The sequence below is a fragment of the Aeromonas sp. Y311-2 genome, from assembly GCF_027706025.1.
GTDB classification, from domain to species: domain Bacteria; phylum Pseudomonadota; class Gammaproteobacteria; order Enterobacterales; family Aeromonadaceae; genus Aeromonas; species Aeromonas veronii.
In genome coordinates, this window is record NZ_JAPDCL010000035.1 from 1 (window position 1) to 15,785 (window position 15,785).

General features: G+C 58.6%; 17 protein-coding genes. 6 read left to right on the forward strand and 11 right to left on the reverse strand.

Annotated features, from left to right (window positions below; all coding sequences use genetic code 11):
* Positions 1 to 164: 164 nt before the first annotated feature.
* Positions 165 to 560: a hypothetical protein gene (locus OKC42_RS21335; RefSeq protein WP_139461573.1), complete on the reverse strand. Its 396-nt coding sequence runs from the start codon at positions 558 to 560 to the stop codon at positions 165 to 167.
* Positions 561 to 1,091: 531 nt separating this feature from the next.
* Between OKC42_RS21335 and dhaR the strand changes: the two genes are divergently transcribed.
* Positions 1,092 to 2,993, forward strand: coding sequence for a dihydroxyacetone kinase operon transcriptional regulator DhaR (gene dhaR, locus OKC42_RS21340; RefSeq protein WP_270820878.1), 1,902 nt, complete (start codon positions 1,092 to 1,094; stop codon positions 2,991 to 2,993).
* Positions 2,994 to 3,087: 94 nt separating this feature from the next.
* Here dhaR and OKC42_RS21345 read toward each other — a convergent pair whose 3' ends face one another.
* From OKC42_RS21345 to OKC42_RS21380, 8 genes are all read right to left on the reverse strand, one after another.
* Positions 3,088 to 4,170 carry a glycerol dehydrogenase gene (locus OKC42_RS21345; RefSeq protein WP_270820879.1) on the reverse strand — a complete coding sequence of 361 codons (1,083 nt, stop codon included), beginning with the start codon at positions 4,168 to 4,170 and terminating at the stop codon, positions 3,088 to 3,090.
* A 131-nt stretch (positions 4,171 to 4,301) separates the two neighbouring features.
* Positions 4,302 to 5,018 (reverse strand): dihydroxyacetone kinase phosphoryl donor subunit DhaM, encoded by a 717-nt coding sequence (gene dhaM / locus OKC42_RS21350; protein WP_270820880.1) that lies wholly within the window; start codon positions 5,016 to 5,018, stop codon positions 4,302 to 4,304.
* A 1-nt stretch (position 5,019) separates the two neighbouring features.
* Entirely contained in the window at positions 5,020 to 5,649 is a 630-nt protein-coding gene (gene dhaL / locus OKC42_RS21355; protein ID WP_075116115.1) for a dihydroxyacetone kinase subunit DhaL, read from the reverse strand.
* Positions 5,650 to 5,658: 9 nt separating this feature from the next.
* Positions 5,659 to 6,729: a dihydroxyacetone kinase subunit DhaK gene (gene dhaK / locus OKC42_RS21360; RefSeq protein ID WP_040067692.1), complete on the reverse strand. Its 1,071-nt coding sequence runs from the start codon at positions 6,727 to 6,729 to the stop codon at positions 5,659 to 5,661.
* Positions 6,730 to 6,967: 238 nt separating this feature from the next.
* Complete coding sequence (locus OKC42_RS21365) at positions 6,968 to 8,326, reverse strand: NCS2 family permease (protein WP_005340164.1); 1,359 nt, start codon at positions 8,324 to 8,326, stop codon at positions 6,968 to 6,970.
* Positions 8,327 to 8,631: 305 nt separating this feature from the next.
* Positions 8,632 to 8,844: a transcription antiterminator/RNA stability regulator CspE gene (gene cspE / locus OKC42_RS21370; protein WP_005316548.1), complete on the reverse strand. Its 213-nt coding sequence runs from the start codon at positions 8,842 to 8,844 to the stop codon at positions 8,632 to 8,634.
* A 595-nt stretch (positions 8,845 to 9,439) separates the two neighbouring features.
* Positions 9,440 to 9,724, reverse strand: a complete 285-nt coding sequence (gene yjbD, locus OKC42_RS21375; RefSeq protein WP_005340165.1) for a DUF3811 domain-containing protein — start codon at positions 9,722 to 9,724, stop codon at positions 9,440 to 9,442.
* Between the two features lie 146 nt (positions 9,725 to 9,870).
* On the reverse strand, positions 9,871 to 10,773 hold the full coding sequence (locus OKC42_RS21380; RefSeq protein ID WP_255912870.1) for a cation diffusion facilitator family transporter: 903 nt from the start codon (positions 10,771 to 10,773) through the stop codon (positions 9,871 to 9,873).
* Positions 10,774 to 11,234: 461 nt separating this feature from the next.
* On the opposite strand from OKC42_RS21380, the gene OKC42_RS21385 reads away from it, so the two are divergent.
* Positions 11,235 to 11,360 (forward strand): hypothetical protein, encoded by a 126-nt coding sequence (locus OKC42_RS21385; RefSeq protein WP_019445191.1) that lies wholly within the window; start codon positions 11,235 to 11,237, stop codon positions 11,358 to 11,360.
* 72 nt (positions 11,361 to 11,432) lie between these two features.
* On the opposite strand, the gene OKC42_RS21390 is transcribed toward OKC42_RS21385, so the two are convergent.
* Positions 11,433 to 12,176, reverse strand: a complete 744-nt coding sequence (locus OKC42_RS21390; protein ID WP_270820893.1) for a substrate-binding periplasmic protein — start codon at positions 12,174 to 12,176, stop codon at positions 11,433 to 11,435.
* A gap of 149 nt (positions 12,177 to 12,325) precedes the next feature.
* Positions 12,326 to 12,913: a single-stranded DNA-binding protein gene (locus OKC42_RS21395; RefSeq protein ID WP_159144428.1), complete on the reverse strand. Its 588-nt coding sequence runs from the start codon at positions 12,911 to 12,913 to the stop codon at positions 12,326 to 12,328.
* 426 nt (positions 12,914 to 13,339) lie between these two features.
* Here OKC42_RS21395 and OKC42_RS21400 point away from each other — a divergent pair, with 426 nt between their 5' ends.
* The 4 genes from OKC42_RS21400 to OKC42_RS21415 are packed head-to-tail and all read left to right on the forward strand — an operon-like array spanning position 13,340 to position 15,690.
* A complete protein-coding gene (locus OKC42_RS21400) occupies positions 13,340 to 13,987 on the forward strand; it encodes a LuxR C-terminal-related transcriptional regulator (RefSeq protein WP_042080923.1) in 648 nt (215 codons plus the stop codon).
* Positions 13,987 to 14,430, forward strand: coding sequence for a curli production assembly/transport protein CsgE (locus tag OKC42_RS21405; protein WP_058059297.1), 444 nt, complete (start codon positions 13,987 to 13,989; stop codon positions 14,428 to 14,430). The genes OKC42_RS21400 and OKC42_RS21405 overlap by 1 nt, the downstream gene beginning before the upstream one ends.
* Positions 14,431 to 14,441: 11 nt before the next feature.
* Positions 14,442 to 14,843, forward strand: coding sequence for a curli assembly protein CsgF (locus OKC42_RS21410; protein ID WP_019445195.1), 402 nt, complete (start codon positions 14,442 to 14,444; stop codon positions 14,841 to 14,843).
* A gap of 7 nt (positions 14,844 to 14,850) precedes the next feature.
* Entirely contained in the window at positions 14,851 to 15,690 is an 840-nt protein-coding gene (locus OKC42_RS21415) for a CsgG/HfaB family protein (RefSeq protein WP_270820881.1), read from the forward strand.
* Positions 15,691 to 15,785: the final 95 nt, after the last annotated feature.

The window sequence follows — 15,785 nt, forward strand, 5'->3', positions numbered from 1 at the left end:
GGTATTAGCTGGTCAAGGATGGCGATCATACCTCAGAAGCCGCGCCACGCCTCGCTCATATGAGGGGATGGTTAAGGTAGTACACAGTATTTTCGTTAAAACGAAGCCGCAAGAGCAATGCAGTTAATGTATTTGGCGTATTATATTATCTCACCGATACGGAATCATTCGCTGAACCATTTTCCTTGGCGCATTAGCGACTGTTCTCTCCCACATGTTATGCGAACCATATTCGAAATTGCACCATTAGCGACATCATGATCCTTTTGGGTCAAAAAGTCTTCTACGTAGAGTTTTGAACCGTGGAGAATCACATCTAAGTATCGCCGGAGTTCCACCTCATCAAGCGCCGTTGCTCTAAGCTGAAAAGGCTCATGCAGTGCAGCTTGAAGGAAAGCCGCACGCTCTATGTCTTTTTCTATAACCTCGAAGTCAGGGCGGCTCAAGGGGATTGTAACCACGAAGTCAGCGAAACCACTTGTTATTGAAATGTTCAGTGAATATACCCCATCACAAAATGAGGCCTGCATACGTAGAGCGTCATATTTTATTTCTTTCATTCACTACTCGAGTGCAGAATAGATGTTCGTTAGTAAGATAGCAGTGATTATATGGAAGGCGATACTATCTGTTAATAGAGCCTTCCGTACAAATTTGAATTACTAGGGTGGTTGTCACAAAAAACTTTTAAAGTCAGGGGGGACCTGCATCTGGATCTGAGCTCACTAGCTCAGCTTCATTTTCTTGAACAAGTCAGGAGTATGAGTTCGGTGGAAAATATTTAGCTCAGTTTGCCAAGATAAAAGGCTTCGGCAGGTCAGGGGCTTGTAGTTAACAAAAATTGACGTGGATAAATAACCCGGGGCGTGGCAACGCCCCGGGTTATCAGTGGGTAGGAGAGGGTCAGGCGGGCGGGCTGGTGAATGGTGATGCAGTGAATTCCACCACTGGCGACGACCTTGTCGTCAAATTCAGAGGCGAACCCGACCAAGAGCAGAGCGGGCTTGCCACCCTCTGAGGCAGGTCACTGAATCGGGGGCGCTGGCGTGGTTAAATGGTCGGCTCACATCTTGCCGGATATTGCTGTGACCATGCCATCTGACCTTCAGCCGCTGCTCGCTTGGCCTGACTATCTGCAGGCATCCTGGCTGCGCTGCGCCCACCAGACCAGTGCCACCCTCTGGCATCCGCCCCACAGCGCCAAGGGGCAGACCTTGCAGAGCCTGCGCCAGCGTAAGCGGGACCTGCTCACCACCGGCGAGATGGCCCTCGAAGATCTCTACGAATTTATGGAGGGGCGCCCCTGCGCCCTGCTGCTCACCGACGAGAGCGGCTGCCTGCTGGCCCAGACCGGCCACCCCGATACCCTGCGCGAGCTGGCGGCGCTGGGGTTTGGCCCCGGCGCCTTTTTCAGCGAGGGGCGCATCGGCACCAATGCCATCAATCTGGCGGCGCTGGAGGGAGTGCCGCTCTGCGTCAGCGGTGCCCAGCACTTCAATCAGACCCTCCATCAGTGGCACAGTTGCGCCAGCCCGGTCTACAACAGCAATGGCCGTCAGGTCGCCATCATCGCCTTGATCTGCAAGGTGGAGGAGGCGAGCGCCGGCGATCTGGCGCTCACCGTCAGCGCCGGACGCGAGCTGGCCCATCTGCTGCAGATGGAGACCCTGATGCAGGAGTCCCAGCACCACTTGAGCGAACTCTACGCCCTGCTCGATGGCATGGATGACGGCGTGCTGGCCTGGGATCCGCAGGGCCGACTGCGCTACCTCAACGCGCTGGCGGCCAACCGGCTGCGGCTCGATCCGGCGCTCTGTCTCGGCCAGCCGCTGGAGCAGCACCTGTTGTTGCCCCAGCGGTTGCAGTTGGCCATCAGGGGGCAGACACCGCTCAGCCATGTGGAGGTGACGCTGGAGCGGCTCGGCGCGCAGGAGGGGGAGTTTATCAATGCGCTGGTGAGCCTCAAGCCGCTGCCGGGGCCGGAGGGGGTCAGCTTTATCGCCCTGCTGCACCCGGTCGATCGGCTGCGGGCGATTCATCAGCTGCGCCAGACGGTGCCCGAGTTGTCGGCACTGGTGGGGGACTCGAGCGCCATGCGTAAGCTGCTGCGCTACGCCCGGCAGGCGGCCCAGAGTCAGGGGCCGATCCTGCTGCGCGGTGAGGAGGAGGTGGGCAAGGCCCAGCTGGCGGAGGCGATTCACTTCGGTAGCGAACGGGCCGCCGGGCCGCTTATTACCCTCAACTGCAAGGCGCTGCCGAGCGAGCGGATGGCGCTGGAGCTGATGGGCTCCGACGAGGCGGGGCAGGAGCGGGCGGGCAAGTTCGAGCTGGCCCACGGTGGTACCCTGGTGCTGGAGCAGGTGGAGTGTCTCTCTGCCCCCATGCAGGCGGCGCTGCTGCAACTGCTCAAGACCGGCCGCATCCAGCGCTTCGATTCGGCCCGCATCCTGCCGCTCAAGGTGCGGATTATCGCCACCAGTAGCGCCCCGCTGGAGCAGTTGGTGCAAGAGGGGCTGTTTGGCCGCCATCTGCTCTATGCCTTGCAGGCATGCGAGCTATGGCTGCCGGGGCTGCGGGAGCGCAGTGCCGATCTGCCGGGCCTTATCAGCCAGCAGCTGGCGGCGCAGGGGCGCGAGCCGGAGCGCCAGTTCAGTCCGGCGGCCCTCGACTGCCTGCTGGCCTATCCCTGGCCCGGCAATCTGGGGGAACTGCGCAGCGCTATCGAGCATGCCCTGCTTCATGCCGGTCAGGGGCCGATCCCGCCGGAGGCGCTGCCCGCCGCCATTCGCCACGGCTATCAGCGGGTGGCGGATGAGGTGGTGGGGCAACCGCTGCTCACGCTGGCCGAGCTGGAGCGGCAGGCCATCTTGCGCTGCGCCCACGTCTGCAAGGGACAGGTGAGCCAGATGGCCCAACATCTTGGCATCAGCCGCACCACCCTCTGGCGGCGACTGAAACTGCTCGAGATCGATCCCGCCGACTATCACGGTTGACGGCGATCCGAGCTGTCGCCAATCGGCCCGCAGAAAATGAAAAGGCCCCGCAGTTGCGGGGCCGTTTTATATGGCAAGGTCAGCAGTGGCGCGATTACAGCCCCAACTGGTGGGCGGTGACGATGGCCGCCAGCACATCCTCGGCGGTGACCTTGAACGGCATATTGTGGATGGTCTCGCCCTCGGCGGTGGAGGCTTTGGCCACCTCCATCAGGCGCGCCATATCCAGCTCCTTGACCCCCATCATATGCAGGTTGGTCGGCAGGCCCACTGAGCGGCAGAAGCCCAGCACGGTTTCGATCTCCGCCATCGGCGCATTCTCCAGCACCAGCTGCACCAGGGTACCGAACGCCACTTTCTCACCGTGGTAGAGGTGGTGACACTCGGCCAGCTGGGTCAGGCCGTTGTGGATGGCGTGGGCGGCGGCCAGCCCGCTGCTCTCGAAGCCGATACCGCTCAGATAGGTGTTGGCCTCGATGATGTTCTCCACCGCCTTGGTGCAGAGCCCCTGCTCCACCGCCAGCTTGGCCTTGTAGCCATCGGCCAGCAGGGTTTTGTAGCAGAGCTCGGCAATGGCCTGCGCCGCCAGCGTAGAGGCACCACCGGCCATGGTCTGGCAACCGGAGACCTTGTTGGCGCGCGCCTCGAAGTAGGTGGAGAGCGCATCCCCCATGCCGGAGACCAAGAGCCGCACCGGGGCGCGGGAGACCACGCCGGTATCCATGATGACCATGTTGGGGTTGGTCGGGATCATCAGGTATTCGCTGAACTGCCCCTCCGGGGTGTAGATGACCGCCAGCGCGCTGGTGGGGGCATCGGTGGAGGCGATGGTGGGCACTATGACCACCGGCACCTTCTGGTAGAAGGCGACCGACTTGGCGGTATCCAGCGTTTTGCCGCCGCCGATGCCGATGATGACGTCAAACGGGGCCTGCTGGCAGCGGGCCAGCAGGCGGTCGATCTCGGGGCGGGAGCATTCGCCGTTGAAGCAGTCGAACTCCGGCTGGATGCCGGCACCGTGGAAGCTGGTGGCCACGGTATCGCCGACCAGCTTGGTGACGAAGGCGTCGGCCAGGATCAGCGGCTTGGCGCCGAGCGCTTTGACGTAGTTGCCGATATTGGCGAGGGCCCCGTTGCCTTGCACGTATTTGCTGGGGCTGATGATAATGCGGTCCATATTCTATCCCTCTCTCTTTACTAATTAAGAATCGGGGCGAAGGGGCGGCAGTGCCGGGGACTCCTTCGTCTTGAATGAAGCTGCACAGGCTCAGCGAGCGAGTGCAGCCCTTGAAACAGTGGCGTGCGGCGTCAGTCGCCGAAATGCTCGGCGGCCAACTGCTGGAAGCAGGTCAGTGCGGCGCTGGCATCCTCCCCGCGCGCCAGCAGGGTGAGCTGGTCGCCCTGACGCACGTTGAGCATGGCGAGCCGGGTCAGGCTGCGGGGATTGGCCTCTTTATCCCCCTTTTGCAGCTTGAGTTCAGCGGCAAAGGGCTTGAGGGCGGCCACCAGTCGGGCAGCGGGGCGCACATGCAGGCCGTGGGGGTTATCCACCACCACTTCGCAGCGCAGCCAGCCGTCGTCGGCAACGGGGGCTGTCTCGGTGGCGGCCTGCGCCGCGCTGGCAGGCAGCATCGCCTGTTTCGGGCCCAGCGCGCCGAGCGCCTCGGCGGCCACCTCATCCAGCGTCAGGCCGGAACCGGCCGCTACCACGGCGGCCAGGGTACCCTCGACCAGCGGGGCGGGGCAGAGCCGCACCCTCGCGCTCAGCTCCGGGGGCAGCAGTTCGAGGGCGGTTTCGGCGCTCAAGAGGGCGCTGCCCAAGTCCATCAGCACCAGCACGCCGCTGCCGTTGTCCGCTTCTTCAATCGCACTCATCACCGCGATGGCATCGGTGCCGATGGGGTGGTCGGGGTCATCGACCCCGGCCGCCAGCAGCAATCGGGCCGGGCTGCCGAGCTGGTCGGCCAGCGCTTTCAAGCCGGCCGCCAGCATGGCGCTGTGAGAGACAACTACGATTCCGATCATGTCACAACCTCGCTCTGTCACGCAGGGCAGTCAGCAGCAGCAGGGTCGAGGTGGCCCCGGCATCCTGATGGCCGATGCTGCGCTCGCCAAGATAGCTGGCGCGCCCCTTGCGAGCCTGCATCTGGATGGTGGCCTCGGTACCGGCTGCGGCGGCTGCCACCGCCTTGTCCAGCGCTTCGCTGATCGACAACTCTTGCTGCTGCGCCTGTTGCAGGGCGGCCAGTGCCGGCCACCAGGCGTCGCACATGGTCTTGTCGCCCGGCTCGGCGCGGCCGCGAGAGACGATCCCCTCGACCCCGTCGCTCAGCATTTTGCACAACTGGCTGAGGCTCAGGCTCTGGCAGGCATCGGTGCTGGCCGCCGCCCGGATAAAGAAGGTGCCGTAGAGCGGGCCGCTGGCACCGCCAACCGAGGAGAGCAAGGTCATACCGGTGGTTTTCAGCACCTGACCGATATCCTTGTCCGCCACCGCAGGCAGTTTCTCGGCCACTTTGGCAAAGCCGCGTTGCATGTTGAGGCCGTGGTCGCCGTCGCCGATGTCGGTATCCAGCGCGGTGAGGTAGTCACGCTGCTCGGTAAAGATGTGTTCGCAGTCGAGCAGCCAGTTGACGATGTGATGCTTGCTTAACATGGGTTCTCCTTAGCAGCCGCGACGCAGGGCGGGGGTGTGAACGGGGGCATCCCACAGGGTCATCAGCTCATCATCCACCTTGAGCAGGGTGATGGAGATGCCGGTCATGTCGAGGGAGGTGCAGTAGGGGCCGATCAGGTTGCGCACCAGATGGATGCCCGCCTCTTCGCACAGGGTGGCAAGGCGACCATAGACGCCATAGAGCTCGGAGATAGGAGTGCCACCGAGGCTGTTGACCAGCGCTATGACCCGATCACCCGCATTCAGCGGTTCGATAAAGGTGTGCTCTTCCTGCCAACTGCCGCTGGTGCGATCCCAGTGGCGCAGGGTGCGGCCATAGGGGGTATTGTCCGCCAGCTCGCTGAACATGTCGTCCACCAGGGTATTGAGGTCGGTGAAGGGGCGACGCTCGATGCCCGGTTCGCCGTGAATGCCCACGCCGAACTCCAGCTCGTTGTCCGCCAGAGTGAAGGAGGGCTTGCCAGCGGCCGGCACGGTGCAGGCATGCATGGCCACGCCTATGGTGCGGCTCTGGTTGTTGATGCGGCGGGCCAGCGCCTCGCAGCGCGCCAGATCGTAGCCCGCTTCGGCGGCGGCACCGACCAGCTTCTCGCACAGCACGGTCGTGGCTACGCCACGGCGACCTGCGGTATAGAGGCTGTCTTTGACCGCCACGTCATCATCGATCAGGGCGAAGCCCACCTTGACCCCATCGCCGTGCAGCAGCTCGACTGCGGTCTCGAAGTTGAGCACGTCGCCGGTGTAGTTCTTCACCAGAAATAGTACGCCCGCGCCGCCATCAACGGCCTGACCGCACTCGTACATCTGATCCGGCGTCGGGGAGGTAAAGATCTCGCCGGGGCAGGCGCCATCCAGCATCCCTTTGCCTACCAGACCACCGTGCATCGGCTCGTGGCCGCTGCCACCGCCGGAGACCAGCGCCACCTTGCCCATCACGGGGGAGTCGGCGCGGGTGATGTAGTGGGGCTCGATACGTACCTTGAGCTCGGGGTGGGCGGCTGCCATCCCCATCAGTTGTTCACGGACCACGGCATCGACGGCATTGATCAGTTTCTTCATGGCTCACTCCTTGGCTTGCCACCGCACGGGTGGGCAAATGGTTGATGGAGCCAGTCTAACGACAGAAAAAGGGATAAAAATGACGGGCGATTTGGTTCGGATTTGAAACAGCAGAAGGGGTATGGGTGTTTCAATCTGAAACGGCGCAGGGCAAACAGGCGGGAAACTGTTAGCGGCCTCACAGCTATGAAAAAGGGCCCCGCAGGGCCCTTCGCTATAACCGGAATATGCGGACGGGTTAGATGGCCCAGCCACCGGCATAGAAGATCACCAGCGCCAGGGCGATGATGACGGTGCCGACGTTGAGCTTCTTCCACTCGGCAGCGAAGATGCGGCCAACGACCAGCGCCACGAAGCCCAGCATGATGCCGGTCACGATGTTGCAGGTCAGCACGATAAAGACGGCACACAGCATGCCGGAGAGGGCATCGACCGAGTCGCTGAAGTCCAGCTTGGTGACGTTGCCCAGCATCAGCAGGCCGACGTACATCAGGGCCGGTGCGGTGGCGTAAGCCGGTACCAGATAGCTGAGCGGGGAGAGGAAGATCATCAGCAGGAACAGCACGCCGACCAGCGCGGCGGTCAGACCGGTTTTGCCACCTGCTGCGGTGCCTGCGGCAGATTCGATGTAGACGGCAGCCGGAGCACCGCCAACGGCGCCTGCCACCATGCTGCTGACGGAGTCGGCAGTCAGGGCCTTGCCGCCGCTGATGATGTGGCCACGTTCGTTGATGAGGCCCGCCTGACCGGCCACGGCACGGATGGTGCCGGTGGCGTCAAACACGGCGGTCATCACCAGTGCCAGTACGGTCGGAATGACCACCGGATTGAGGGCGCCCAGCAGATCCATGCTGCCTACCAGAGAGCCCTTCTCTCCAGTCAGGCTCGGCATGGCGAAGAAGCCCTGCCAGGTCACTTTCGGGTCGAAGATAAGGCCGAGGATGGAGATGGCGATAATCACCATCAGGATGCCGCCCGGCACCTTGCGACGCTCCAGACCGAAGATGGCGGCCAGACCCAGCACCGTCATGATCACCGGGAAGGCGGTCACTTCACCGAGTTGTACCGGCAGGCCAGCACCTTCGTTCTTGATCACCATGCCAACGCCGTTGGTGGCGATCAGCAGCAGGAACAGGCCGATACCGATGCCGGTGCCGTGAGCGATGCCGGAGGGGAGGTTATCCAGGATCCACTGGCGCACGCCGGTGACACTGATCAGGGTAAACAGCACACCCATCAGGAAGATGGCGCCGAGGGCGACCGGAATGCTCAGCCCCTGACCCAGCACCAGACTGAAGGCGGTAAAGGCAGTGAGGGAGATGGCGCAACCGATAGCCATCGGCAGCTTGGCCCACAGGCCCATCAGTAGGGAGCCGAATGCGGCGATCAAACAGGTGGCCACAAACACCGGGCCCTGCTCAAAGCCGGCAGCACCCAGCATGTTCGGCACCACTATGATGCTGTAGACCATCGCCAGGAAGGTGGTCAGCCCCGCGACCAGCTCCTGACGCACGCTGCTGCCGCGCGCAGAAATGGAAAAATAAGAGTCCAGAAAGCCGCCAGTCCCTGTTTGGGCGGCCATATCTTGCTTTGCCATAACTAATCCTGAAAGTGTGAAGGAAATCGTTTGCGTTGGTGGCGCGCAAAATAGCAAGAATTCGCGGCAAATACAGCGGATAACCGGACTTTTTCGTCACTATTTTACATTTTAAGCCCATTCGGAGCTCATTCTAAGACTCAAGCGGTGAGAGCATGTAAGGAAGGGATCAAGCTGTCGGGGGAGGGGAGATCAGTGAGGAAAAAGCGGGGAACAACAAAAAACCCGCCGAAGCGGGTTTTTTTAAATTCTTGCAGAGCTGTCAGCAGTTGGCATGAGCCATCAGCAGCATGCTCCGGCTTGAATTACAGACCAACTACGTTGGCAGCAGCCGGGCCTTTCTGGCCTTGCTCGATGGTGAACTCAACGCGCTGACCTTCGTCCAGGGTTTTGAAGCTGGTGGATTGGATAGCGGAGAAGTGTACGAACACGTCTTTGCTGCCGTCAGCCGGGGAGATGAAACCAAAACCTTTCTCAGCGTTGAAGAACTTAACAGTACCAGTCATTTTGTTAGACATAATAATTTCCTTAAATAGTGTTGAATGCCACCTAAATGGCAATTTTTGATTTTTCGTCAGCAATACGTATGGGGAGCACTAAAGAAGGAGAATTATTTGATAAGAATTATCCGAGGATAACGCTTATGCTAATCACTGCTTTACTAAAATGACTGCCTAACATAATCAGGTCTGAACTGCCGAACCATCGAGAAAGATTAAAACACGCTCTCATTTTTAAAGCAAACTTTATCTCGATATTAATGTTTTGTAACAGCCAAAAATATCATTTTTTATAGTAAACATGATGCATTTCAACGGCATAGAAAAATCAGTGCAGACTCATATCACCCTGTAGCAAACCGGATTCGGCTTTTTTGTCCTGACTATGTAGCCAGTTCTGGCAAAAAATATGAGAAAAAATGAAAAGCTGGCGATAGATGGGGATTGTCAGTTGGCGTTCTCTCTAACTCACAATGTAAATCACTTCTTTGCTGCTGCGATTAGCTTCTGGGCTGCAAATCAATGGCGGCGCCAAATCTGGCTCATCGAGCATCGCCCAGACATGCAAACGCCCGCTGGCACCAAGTGCCAGCGGGCGTTTTGCAAGAAGGGGTCAGCGCTTGCTGCGAAACTTGTTGCTGACCGAATCAATCCAGCTGAAGGTTTCCGGCAGTACCTGATTCTTGGCACGCTCTTTGGCTTTCTCGCGAGCCAGCTTGGAGGCTGCCTTGGCCGCTTCGGCGCGGTCGGCCACAATTTTCAGGCGACCCTCTTCGCGGATCTTGTTCCGCTCTCCGTTGGTCAGCTGGTGGTCTGCATTGGCTTGTGCCTTTTGCAATAACAAGGCTATCTCGGCTTTTTCGGCCTCGGTCAGATCTTTCATTTCCAGCTTTTTCACGGCGCGCTCCTGCGGCAGGGTGGTTAGACACCCTAACACAGTTGTGCCGATCACTTCTTATGCAATCGGCTTTCCGGCAGTAAAAATGCGGGTTTGTGCCAACTTTCCGTTATTTCGCTGCCACTTTCCCGCCTGTTTGCCACATTTCAATTTATGGTGAGCGGTGAGGGTAGCTCTTGTTCCTCCGGCTCGACGTGGATCAGCACGATGGCGTGGGGCAACTGCGCCATGATGGCGTGTTCGATGCGATCACAGATATCGTGGGCTTCGCCGATGCTCATCTCCGGGGGCAGGGTGAGGTGGAAGTCGATATGGCGACGACGACCGGCACGACGGCTGCGCAGATCGTGAAAACCGCTGGCGGCAGGGCAGCATTCGGTGATGATGCGGCTGGTCATCGCCAGCTCTTCCGGGCTCATACTCTGGTCGATCAGCGGCTGGAAGGCCTCGTTGAGCATGCTGATGGCCTCTCTGACAATAAAGATGGCGACCGCAATGGCGACCAGCGGGTCGAGGATGGCGAGTGAATGGCCGAACAGACCGGCCAGCCAGATCCCGCCAAGACCGACGGCGACCCCGGCGGAGGTGAGCACATCCGCCTTGAGATGAAGCGCATCGGCAGCCAGCGCGACCGACTCCTCCTCTCGGGCCACCTTGTAGAGGTAGGCCGAGACACCGCTGTTGACCAGCGCCGAGATCACCATCACCAGCACGCCCCAGCCAATGCTTTCGATCGGGCTGGGGGTGATCAGCTTGTCGACGGCTTCGAAGATGATCCAGCCCGCGGCCAGCAAGATAAGCAGTGCTTCGATGACGCCGGAGACATTTTCAATCTTGTCGTGACCATAGGGGTGCCGTTCATCGGGCGGGAGGTCGGACTTTTTCACCGCGAACAGAGCGATCAGGGCCGCCACCAGATCCATGGCGGAGTGGATCGCCTCCGAGATGATACTGACCGAGCCGCTGGCGAAACCGGCCACCATTTTCATGATGATCAGACTGATATTGGAGCAGACCGACACCATGGCGGCTCTGGTTTTTCTGTTCATGTCACAGCTTCCTGAATAAAAACGGATATTTCGGTGCGGCGCGCATTATATCCGGATGACCGGAAATAACCTATTCGGTGTTGTAACCTGATGTTTTCGATGATATTGCGAATGCTTATTAAAATGGTGACCTCTTGTGCGGCAATAAATAATGAGAGGGATTTATATTTATCCGTGAAAATATCTAGGTAACGATGGCTTAATATAAGCGTGACAACATTTAATAATGCGAATTACTCTTTTTTGGTCTTTCCTGTCGAGGTCCTTTGGCCTCTGCGCTCAGGGGGCTGTGCGCGACATTTTTTGGACGAGAATGAGGCTGGATCCGGATGCCGCTGGAGGGTATGCTGGGTCTGGTGATGGTCTTGCACCATCCCACCAAGCGTACTGAAGTTGATGATTCGGATGGCATGCTGGCTCCCATGAGGAACCAACTGTCTGGGTAACATTTTTGGAGTTTGATGATGAGTAACAAAGAACATCACAACGGCAAAGATGCCAAGAAAAAACCGCAGATGTCACTGAAAGAGAAACGCGAAGCCAAACGTCAGAAAGCAGAACTGAAAAACGGCAGCGCAATGAAGTAACGCTCCCCTACTGCTGTTCCTTCGGAGCCAGTACAAAGCCAGCCCTTACCGGCTGGCTTTTATGTTTGTGGCTCACGGTGTGGCGCCGTAAGCCGCGAAAATCTGGTGATAACGACCATCCTGACGCATCGCCTCAAGGCGCTTATCAAACAGATTGCGGGCATCGGCCGTTCGGAAGGCAAAGTGATAGACGGTGGGTGGGAAGAGGTCTGCTTGCCTGACCTGATTGCGCTCGTAGTGCTCGCCTGCCTGGGCGGTGGCAATCAGCTGGTCGAGGTAGTAGTAGAACACCCGCTCCTCCAGTACGACTGCATCCACCCTGCCGCGCATCAGCTGATGTACCTGCACCTGCTGCTTGGCTACCTCCTCATAGTGGGGATTCTGGTTGGCCATGGTGGCGAACGCGCCCCCCAGAATGATCCTTGCCCGTTGAAAGGCGGTGACCCGTTTTGAATGCAGATCGTCCAGAGTACTGATGTGGGTGCTGCGCAGGGTGAAGATCCGGTTATGGAAGGTGATAACGGGCTGGGTCAGAACGTGAGGATCAACCATACCGGGTCTGACGTTGATGATGGCATCCAGCTTTCCTGACTCGAACAGGCGGAAGGTGCGCTCCAGCGGCAGAAATTCAAAGCTGGGCTCATAGCCGCTGCCAGCGAACGCCTCTTTCAGCAGATCCAGCTCGATGCCACGCTGATTACTTTCGATGACATAAGGGGGGATGGCAAAGCTGACCCCGACCTTGAGTGGCGTTGCCAGCAACTGGCCGGAGAGCATGCTGGTCAGCATTAGCAATAAAGGGGTGAGCAGTTTCATTGCACTTTTCACAAAGCGCTCCTGTGGAGGATATCCATCACTGTAGGGGAGGCAACCATAAAGCGTTATATCCCTTTCGGGCTGAGAGGTTCAGCCTGAGTGCATAAAAAAAGACCCTGAGTTATCAGGGCCTTTTCAATATTCTGTTCTTAGAACGGGATATCGTCGTCGAAATCCATCGGCGGCTCGTTATATACCGGCGGCGCAGATTGCGGCTGCTGGGCAGGACGGCCATAACCGCCTTGCGGCTGCATGTTCTGCTGCGGAGCCGGTGCCGGGCGCTGCTGATTCATCGGCTGCTGGGCAGGCATGCTCTGCTGCGGCTGACCCCAGTTACCCTGGGATTGGCCACCCATGTTCTGGCCCATGCCCTGACCGCCTTGCGAACGGCCACCCAGCATCTGCATCACGCCAGTGAAGCTGTCGACCAGCACTTCAGTGGTGTAGCGCTCCTGGCCGCTCTGATCCTGCCATTTGCGGGTTTGCAGTTTGCCTTCCACATAGACCTGGGAGCCTTTCTTCAGGTACTCGCCAGCCACTTCGGCCAACTTGCCCATGAAGACGACGCGATGCCATTCGGTACGCTCTTTCTGCTCACCGGTCTGCTTGTCGCGCCAGGTTTCAGAGGTAGCCAGAGTAATGTTGGTCACAGCACCGCCACTCGGCATGTAGCGTACTTCCGGGTCTTGCCCGAGGTTACCGATCAGAATGACTTTATTGATGCCTCGACTGGCCATAATCTCTCTTCCACCTTATTTACCGGCCAGGTCGAAACCTGGTCCAACACGACTAGATACCTGATTAGTTGCTGTGTGCGGGGCGCAATGTCCCGCAGACGCATGTGACGGTCATAGTAACAGTTGCGAAGCGGATTGGCAGCATCCTTAACCTGCTTGATGTGCCAAAGGTAACTGTTGGCTCCTGCTGTAGTGATGGTCGGGTTACAGCTGTTTCCGGCGCGTCCGGCATCACATTTCTGCCATATATTCCTGTTATGCTGGCCGATTGGCGAATTGGAATCGGTTTTTAAATCGACTAAAAACATATGGTTACGATATTTATGAGATCCATTCTCATACTTTTTTAATATTGTGCTCCCATACCTCCTTGGTAGACTCAGTCGGCCAGATTAGGTGGTTTACAGGTTCAAGGAAGAGCACACAATGAAAGCCGCATGCCCGATCGCACTGGTCACTGAAAATAATGTGCAGGCCAGCACATTTGCTGCATACCTCATCTCTCATTTGAGCCGTCCCGTCCAGCTAATCCACGAGATTAATCAGCTAGATAACCAGTGTGACGGCACGCTGTTTCTCATCGATCTCGACTATATCCGCTCTGGCCAGTCACTGGGCTGGAACCGGGCGATCTCCGAACGCTTTGGCATGGCGACCACTGTGCTGCTCAATGCTCCCACTGCGACGGATCGCGACCTGCTGCTGATGTGGCCGCAGATCTGCGGTCTGTTTTTCCGTCAGGATCCGCTCGACAGACTGGTTGCCGGGTTGCAGAAAATCCTGTTGGGCGAGTACTGGATGCCGCGCCACCTGCTGTGCGAGCTGGTCGAATACTATCGCCAGGGCAACAGTTATCTGCTGCGTAACGACACCCTGCTGACCGCCAGAGAGCAGGAGATCATCCGTTATCTGATGACGGGCGCCTCCAATGTCGAGATCGCCGACAGCCTGTTTGTCAGCGAGCACACCGTCAAATCCCACCTCTATAACGTCTTTAAAAAGCTGAATGTGAAGAACCGGATCCAGGCGGTGAGCTGGGCCAAAGAGTATCTCGATGCTCCGGACTCCCACTGATGAAAGCGCTCTCTGTGGCGTGTTGCCTCGCGCTGCTCTGGGGCTGCACGACCGTTGTGGCGGCCGAGGCCGATGCACCGCTGGAGTCGGTACAGCCGGAGCAGGAGAGTGATCGGCTGGATGTGGATGGTCTGGTGCTGGACCGCACTTTTACTCGCTTCGGTCAGGGCTTTTATAACGAATTTACCCGGTTGCGCAGCGATGAAGACCCGGATGCCAGAGAAAATCTGACGATTCATGAGCGCCCGACAGCCCGCTGGGGCAGCCTGATCTGGATCACCCATAACCGGAAGGTGATTTTTAAAACCGCGCTCTCTCCCGGCCGCAATCAGCAGGAGCAGAGCGCCAAACTGGCTTGGTCACAGGTCAGGCAGACCCTCGAACAGCAAAAGATCGCGACCCTGTTCATGGATACCTTCGATTTGGAACATGATGAACTATAAGGATATTTCTCATGCGTGCCCGGTTATGGCTAGTTGCAGCCCTGATAGCGCCAACGCTCCATGCGTCGGAGCTTGTCTATCGCCCCGTCAACCCCAGCTTTGGGGGTAACCCTCTCAACAGCAGTCATCTGCTTGGCACCGCCAATGCGCAGAATGATTACAAGGATCCCGCCAGTGGCAGCGGTAGCAGCGGCACCTCGGCGCTGGATCGCCTGACCTCCAACCTGCAATCCCGCCTGATCAGCCAGCTGTTGGCCGATATCGGCAAGGATGGCAGCCAGAGCGGCAGTCTGGTGACCGATGATTTTGCCATCAATGTGGTGGATGAAGATGGCACCCTGGTGGTTTCGATCACCGACCGGGTGACCAACCAGACCACCATGATCGAAGTGAATGGCCTGATTGCCGACTGAGGGCGCGATGAAACGACAACTGTTATTGATAGTGCCTCTGCTTGTGCTGGCTGGCTGTGCGACCCATATCGGCTCGCCTGTTGCCGATGAGAAGGCAACCTTGATGCCACGATCCGTTTCTTACAAGGAGCTGATAAGTCTGCCCAAGCCAAAAGGGAAAATTGTCGCGGCCGTCTACGATTTTCGCGATCAGACCGGTCAGTACCTGCCTGCTCCGGCCTCCAACTTCTCCACGGCGGTCACCCAGGGCGGGGTAGCCATGCTGAGCACGGCTTTGTGGGATTCCCAATGGTTTGTGCCGCTTGAGCGGGAAGGGCTGCAGAACCTGCTGACCGAACGCAAGATTGTGCGGGCGGCCCAGAACAAGCCCAACGTTCCCGGCAACAATGCCAATCAACTGCCCTCGCTGGTTGCCGCCAACATCCTGATCGAGGGGGGGATCGTCGCCTATGACAGCAATGTGCGAACCGGCGGGGCGGGGGCCAAGTATTTCGGCATCGGTGCCAGCGGGGAGTACCGGGTCGATCAGGTGACGGTCAATCTGCGCGCCGTCGATATCCGTTCAGGCCGGATCCTGAACAGTGTCACCACCTCTAAGACCGTATTGTCGCAACAGGTGCAGGCCGGGGTATTCCGTTTCGTCGAGTACAAGCGCCTGCTGGAGGCCGAGGCCGGTTTCAGTACCAATGAACCGGTACAGATGTGTGTCATGTCGGCTATCGAGTCCGGGGTGATCCGGCTAATAGCCAATGGCGTGCGAGACAATCTGTGGCAACTGGCTGACCAGCGGGATATCGACAATCCGATCCTGCAGGAGTATCTGCAAGACAATACCCCGCTGCTTTGAGTTTCCCCGCTCGCGCAATGCCCTCCCTGGTGGAGGGCATTTTTTTGGCCTCCATCGAATACGAATTAAGACTTTCTGCTCAGCGACAGGGCGGC

Excerpts from the sequence above, each read along its gene's own strand:
- OKC42_RS21335 (WP_139461573.1), bottom strand. The coding sequence starts at position 560 with ATGAAAGAAATAAAATATGACGCTCTACGTATGCAGGCCTCATTTTGT.
- dhaR (WP_270820878.1), top strand. The coding sequence starts at position 1,092 with ATGCCATCTGACCTTCAGCCGCTGCTCGCTTGGCCTGACTATCTGCAG.
- OKC42_RS21345 (WP_270820879.1), bottom strand. The coding sequence starts at position 4,170 with ATGGACCGCATTATCATCAGCCCCAGCAAATACGTGCAAGGCAACGGG.
- dhaM (WP_270820880.1), bottom strand. The coding sequence starts at position 5,018 with ATGATCGGAATCGTAGTTGTCTCTCACAGCGCCATGCTGGCGGCCGGC.
- dhaL (WP_075116115.1), bottom strand. The coding sequence starts at position 5,649 with ATGTTAAGCAAGCATCACATCGTCAACTGGCTGCTCGACTGCGAACAC.
- dhaK (WP_040067692.1), bottom strand. The coding sequence starts at position 6,729 with ATGAAGAAACTGATCAATGCCGTCGATGCCGTGGTCCGTGAACAACTG.
- OKC42_RS21365 (WP_005340164.1), bottom strand. The coding sequence starts at position 8,326 with ATGGCAAAGCAAGATATGGCCGCCCAAACAGGGACTGGCGGCTTTCTG.
- cspE (WP_005316548.1), bottom strand. The coding sequence starts at position 8,844 with ATGTCTAACAAAATGACTGGTACTGTTAAGTTCTTCAACGCTGAGAAA.
- OKC42_RS21380 (WP_255912870.1), bottom strand. The coding sequence starts at position 10,773 with ATGAACAGAAAAACCAGAGCCGCCATGGTGTCGGTCTGCTCCAATATC.
- OKC42_RS21385 (WP_019445191.1), top strand. The coding sequence starts at position 11,235 with ATGATGAGTAACAAAGAACATCACAACGGCAAAGATGCCAAGAAAAAA.
- OKC42_RS21390 (WP_270820893.1), bottom strand. The coding sequence starts at position 12,176 with ATGAAACTGCTCACCCCTTTATTGCTAATGCTGACCAGCATGCTCTCC.
- OKC42_RS21395 (WP_159144428.1), bottom strand. The coding sequence starts at position 12,913 with ATGGCCAGTCGAGGCATCAATAAAGTCATTCTGATCGGTAACCTCGGG.
- OKC42_RS21400 (WP_042080923.1), top strand. The coding sequence starts at position 13,340 with ATGAAAGCCGCATGCCCGATCGCACTGGTCACTGAAAATAATGTGCAG.
- OKC42_RS21405 (WP_058059297.1), top strand. The coding sequence starts at position 13,987 with ATGAAAGCGCTCTCTGTGGCGTGTTGCCTCGCGCTGCTCTGGGGCTGC.
- OKC42_RS21410 (WP_019445195.1), top strand. The coding sequence starts at position 14,442 with ATGCGTGCCCGGTTATGGCTAGTTGCAGCCCTGATAGCGCCAACGCTC.
- OKC42_RS21415 (WP_270820881.1), top strand. The coding sequence starts at position 14,851 with ATGAAACGACAACTGTTATTGATAGTGCCTCTGCTTGTGCTGGCTGGC.